This is a genomic window from Rhodococcus sp. CX (assembly GCF_015865005.1).
Lineage (GTDB): Bacteria > Actinomycetota > Actinomycetes > Mycobacteriales > Mycobacteriaceae > Rhodococcus.
Genome location: NZ_JADZGH010000075.1, coordinates 43679 through 48656 on the forward strand (window position 1 = coordinate 43679; position 4978 = coordinate 48656).

Here is a 4978-nt window from a genome sequence, read left to right on the forward strand (position 1 = left end):
CCGGAACACCAGCACTCGACGGGTCTCGGCAAGCCAGAAGGACACGAAGATCTTCGAGGCCAATCTCTCCTTTTGCACTGCGAGAGAGGGCATCGAGTATCAGGAGCCGATGCCCCATGACGTGCCCGCCCCGGATACGCTCTTGTCCGTCGAAACCGCACTCGCGCCGTATGCCCACGAGGACGACGGGTGGTGGGTGCGGCCGAGGCCGTTCGACATGCGATATGTCGCCCATCCTCCCCGTGCGGCGCTCGACCTCGCCGCAGCACCTCCACCTCGAAACAGGTTGTGGATGCGTACCCGAGGCTCGGTTCCCGCCGATCCGACGTTACGGAACGGATTGCTCACGTTCATCAGCGATCTGACGCTACTCGACTCGGTGATGCTCGCCGACCGGCGGACGACTCGAGGTCCTGGCATCATCGCGTCCATGGACCACGTCGTCTGGTTCCACCGCGTGCCCGATTACGACGACTGGCTGCTCTACGACCAGACCTCGCCGACTGCCTTGCAGGGTCGAGGTCTGGTCACCGGGCGCATGTTCGACCGGTCAGGCCGTCTGCTGTGCAGCGTCGCACAGGAAGGCTTTCTGGGGTGAACCTGCGGCCCGCGAGTTTCGGAACCCGCGGGCCGCGGTCGCACTTCCTTGTCAGGACGATCGGACGAGTCCTGATGCAAAGAGCACCTTTTCGAGCGCACCGAGAAGAGAATCGATGTCGTCGGAGGTCATGGGAGCGCTCACCGTTCCCACGGCCGACTTGAACGTCAGAAATCCTTCGTTGAGCAAGCCCATCGATATCTTCGACATCGTGGCACGGTCCGATGCCAATGCACTTTCGAAATCTACAATCGGGACCTCCGACCAATGGAAACCCGAAGACGTGACCGACACCGGTGACCTGCAGAGGAACATTCAGCCGTGCGGCCATGTCACGAGCGCCGGACCGGAGCCGCTCGCCCAGGGCGTTCATGTGATCGTGCACCTCGGGCGTCAAAGCCTCTACTTGCGCGAGCCCGGCTGCCAGGCAGGCCGGCGTTCCACCCAGTGTGGTGGCATGGCGCATCTGGGTGGTCGGATCGATCACCGGGTCGGTGAGGTTCATGATGTCTGCGCGTCCACCGAAGGCGCCCAGCGGCAGCCCGCCACCGATCGCCTTACCCAAGGTCGTCAGGTCCGGCGTGATGCCGAACATTCCCTGCACGCCGTGCAATCCGACCGGGAAGGTGACCACCTCGTCGAAGATCAGCACGACACCGTGCTGGGTCGTAACGCTACGTAGCGCTTCCAGATACTCGCGCGTCGCCGGGATCATCCCGGTGCCACCGAGAATCGGCTCGACAATGACGGCAGCGAGGTCTGCAGCACATTCCTCGATCATGCGAACACTCTCGTCGATGTGGTTGTACGGCAGGAGCACCACACTGTTCTCGGCGCCGGGAACGAGCACCGGAGGGATGAGGTCCGGATTCTGGAAGCGGCCGTTCGCGATCAGTGAGACGTCGTGTGTTCCGTGGTAGCCGTGTAGGGTCTCGAGAACCGTGGCGGAATCTCACGGTGAGTGGCGGGCAGATGGCGGATCCACCATTGTCGTGAGACACGCCCACGCCGAATGCCGGGTCATCGGATCACCAGGGTTGATGATCGATGGTGAAGGGCTGCGGTGGTGCGGCCCGCTTCGGTATCGAGGTTCCTGATGGCCGTTGATCTTGATGCGCATCCGACCTCTGTTGTGGCGAGCGTCCGCCGTAAGGCGGATGGTGTTGAATCAGAAGTTGATTGGGGCGATGTATCGCCGGAGGCGCTGGTTGACGCCGCCACCCCGTGGCGAACGTTCCGCTGGTACCACGGTCAGAAGCACTATTCCGGCGCCTACTGGTCCAGTACGGAGCGGGCGCTCGTGATCTACGAGTCGCGCCTGGAGTTGGCTCGCCTGCTGCTGGCAGATTTCGATCGCTCGGTGCGGCGCATTGTCGCTCAGCCGTTCCTGCTCGAAGCTGACGTGGCGGGCGCGCGACGACGGCACGTGCCGGACTATCTGCTGTTGAGCGATGACGGTCCGGTTGTTGTTGACGTGAAACCCGCTCGGCGGCTGGTGAAGTCGGATGTTGCGCTGACGTTTGTGTGGGTGCGGCTGGTGGTGGAGTCACGTGGTTGGCGTTACCAGGTTGCCAGCGAACCGGCGGAGCCGGAGCTGAGCAATGTCCGATTCTTGGCCGGATATCGTCGTGACTGGCTGTTCGATGAGGGCTTGCTGGCGGGCCTGCGATCGGTCGACCTGCACGGCGTCACGTTGGGTGAGGCCGTCCGATGCCTGCCCGAGCAGCCGGAACCTGTCGTGCGATCGGCTGTCCTGCACTTGTTGTGGCGACACCATTTCACGCTCGATTTGAGCAAGACCCTGAGTTCGTGCAGCGTGCTGGGAGTGCGTTCGTGACGGGCGCGGGTGTGCGGGTCGGTGTCGGGACTCGGTTCCTCTACGACGGCGAGACTGTCGAGGTGGTGGAGATGGTGTCGACCGCGGCGGGGAACGAGGTCGTCGTCAAGGACGCATCCGGCCGGCAGTATCGACGCGTCGCGTTGAAGGAGCTCCTGGGGTGCGGGCGCGCCCGGGTGATCCCGGACGGCTCCGGCCCTTCGAGCGACGACGATCAGGAAGTCGCCGCCGTGGTTCTGGCCCAGCTGACCACGGCCGAGCAGGAGCAACTCACGGTGCGAGCAGCTCACGTGCGCGAGGTGCTTACCGGATATCGGTCCGGAAGCCCGCTGATCGCCGGCCCGAGCGAGCCACGCCCCCAGTTCGACGAGGATGTCGCGTTGTCGGATCGCTATGCCGCCAAGGCGGCCGAGTTGGGGGTCGGTGTTCGCACGATCGAGCGCTGGTCGGCAAGTTCCAGAAGTTCGGCGAGGCCGGGTTGGCGGTGCGGCGCGATTCTGGCACGAGTTCATCGAAAACCGATGACCGGTGGGTGGAGACTGCTCTGGAGGTGATGGTCGAGCACACCGATCAGTCGCGGCCGTCACGGACGATGGTGATCGAGCGGGCAAACGCGCGGGTGGTGGCCCGGTTCGGTGCGGGCGTGGTGAAGCTGCCGTCGCGGGCCACCGCGTTCCGGATACTCGAGGAGCTGGAGCGGCGGCACCCAATGTTCCGGTTGAGCACCAAGCGGAATCGGGACATCGCGGCCCGCCCGGAGGGACCGTACGGGAAGCTGCGGCCGACGCGGCCGGGTGAGTACCTGTTGATGGACACCACCCGGCTGGACGTGTTCGCCTTGGATCCGGTGACCTTGCGGTGGGTGCAGGCGGAATTGACGGTGGGGATGGACTGGTACACCCGCTGTGTCGTCGGGATTCGGCTCACGCCGGTGTCGACGAAGGCGGTCGATGCTGCGGCCACGTTGTATCAGGCGTTCCGGCCGCGTCCGGCGGGCAGGGATTGGCCTGCGCATGCGGTGTGGCCCGAGCACGGGATTCCGCGGTCCCTGCTGGTCGACGTCGACGCGATCGACGGGCCGATGGTCGGGGTGGCGTCTCCGGCGCTGGCGCCGGAGACCATCGTGATCGACCACGGCAAGATCTTTGTCTCCGAGCATCTGACCAGTGTGTGTCAGCGGATGGGGATCTCGATCCAGCCGGCCCGGTTGCGGACCGGCCGCGACAAGGGGCCGGTGGAGCGGTTCTTCCGCACCATCCGGGAGGACCTGTTGCAGGCGCTGCCCGGATACAAGGGCCCGGATGTGCATTCGCGTGGGGTGGCGCCGGAGTCGGAGGCGTTCTTCTACCTCGACGAGTTGGAGGCGATCATCCGGGAGTGGGTGGCGGTGGTGTATCACCACCGGCCGCACGAGAGCCTGCTCGATCCGCATCTGCCGTCGGTGAAGATGTCGCCGGCGGTGATGTTCGAGCACGGCGTCGCCCGCGCCGGCTACATCGAGGTCCCGCGCGACCCGGACCTGGGGTACGAGTTCCTCAAGGTGGAGTGGCGCACCCTGCAGCACTACGGGTTCGAGGTGCACGGTCGCCGCTACCACGGTGACCTGCCGCCCGGGTGCCGCGACGGTGCCAGCCCGTACCCGGACCGGGGAAAGGGCAAGGGCCGGTGGTGGCCATTGCATGTCGACCCGGACGACATCACCCGGATCTACCTGCGGGACCCGGCCTCCCGCCGGTGGTATCCGCTTGAGTGGGAGCACGCCCGGTCGATGCAGATGCCGCTCAGTGAGGACGCGTTGGCGTTCGCCCGCCGGTTGGCGAAGGCGAAGTACACCTACCCCGACGACCGGATCGCGGTCGCCGACCTGCTCGAGCGCTGGAACCTGGGGTTGGGGGCGAGCATGACCGAGCGTCGCATGGCGTTGCGTATGGCACGTGAGGACGCGGCGCTCGACCTCGAACCGCCGCGTACGAACGAGGTGACCGGGCCGCCATCGGTGAGGCGTCATCTCGATCCGTCACACGGCGATACTGCACCCCCGGTCGAAGCCCCGGAGGAGGGGATCGACGTCGGTGATGACGACGCCGACGACGAGCTGGACCGGCCTGACGACGGCGACTTCTACGCCGATGCGCTGGAGTACCTGTGACCGTCGCACTGATCCGGCAGCACCTGCAGGACTACGCGCCGCTGGGCAATGTGGCGCTCTCCCGCAAGGAGGGGTGGCGGGAGTTCGCCGACGCCCCCTCCCTGGTCGCACCGGAGGTGCTGACCCGCACGCAACTGCGGGCGCTCACCGCGGACGACGCCGAGGTCTACAACCATTTTCGGCAGCTGTGGCACGCCAATTTGGGCCCGATCCGGACCCCGCAACTGACCACGCTGCACGAACAGCTCTCGACCGTGGTCGACAGCAACCTCCAGTTCGGCGACAAGGCGAAGGGCGCGGTCGCGATCGACGCCTACCCCGGCCTGGGCAAAACGACATCGGTGCTGGCGTTCGCCAAGGATTTTCACCGCCGCGAGATCCGGATCAAGGGCAC

3 protein-coding genes and 2 pseudogenes are annotated in these 4978 nt (G+C 65.7%); 4 read left to right on the forward strand and 1 reads right to left on the reverse strand.

What is annotated here, in order from left to right; genetic code table 11:
* Positions 1-598: acyl-CoA thioesterase II (locus I0Q12_RS08490; protein ID WP_231610286.1), on the forward strand; the 598-nt coding region annotated here is incomplete at its 5' end.
* Here I0Q12_RS08490 and I0Q12_RS08495 read toward each other — a convergent pair.
* Complete coding sequence (locus tag I0Q12_RS08495) at positions 528-1448, reverse strand: aminotransferase class III-fold pyridoxal phosphate-dependent enzyme (RefSeq protein WP_307846122.1); 921 nt, start codon at positions 1446-1448, stop codon at positions 528-530. The two genes, I0Q12_RS08490 and I0Q12_RS08495, sit on opposite strands and share 71 nt — an antisense overlap.
* Positions 1449-1694: 246 nt before the next feature.
* On the opposite strand from I0Q12_RS08495, the gene I0Q12_RS08500 reads away from it, so the two are divergent.
* The 3 genes and pseudogenes from I0Q12_RS08500 to I0Q12_RS08510 form a co-directional block, all read left to right on the forward strand.
* The gene (locus I0Q12_RS08500) at positions 1695-2435 is read left to right on the forward strand and encodes a TnsA-like heteromeric transposase endonuclease subunit (protein WP_197251507.1); all 741 of its coding nucleotides are present in this window, start codon (positions 1695-1697) and stop codon (positions 2433-2435) included.
* Positions 2432-4584, forward strand: a pseudogene (locus I0Q12_RS08505) (transposase). The gene I0Q12_RS08500 and the pseudogene I0Q12_RS08505 overlap by 4 nt, the downstream one beginning before the upstream one ends.
* A pseudogene (locus tag I0Q12_RS08510) lies at positions 4581-4978 on the forward strand (ATP-binding protein); the annotation flags it as partial. The pseudogenes I0Q12_RS08505 and I0Q12_RS08510, both read left to right, overlap by 4 nt.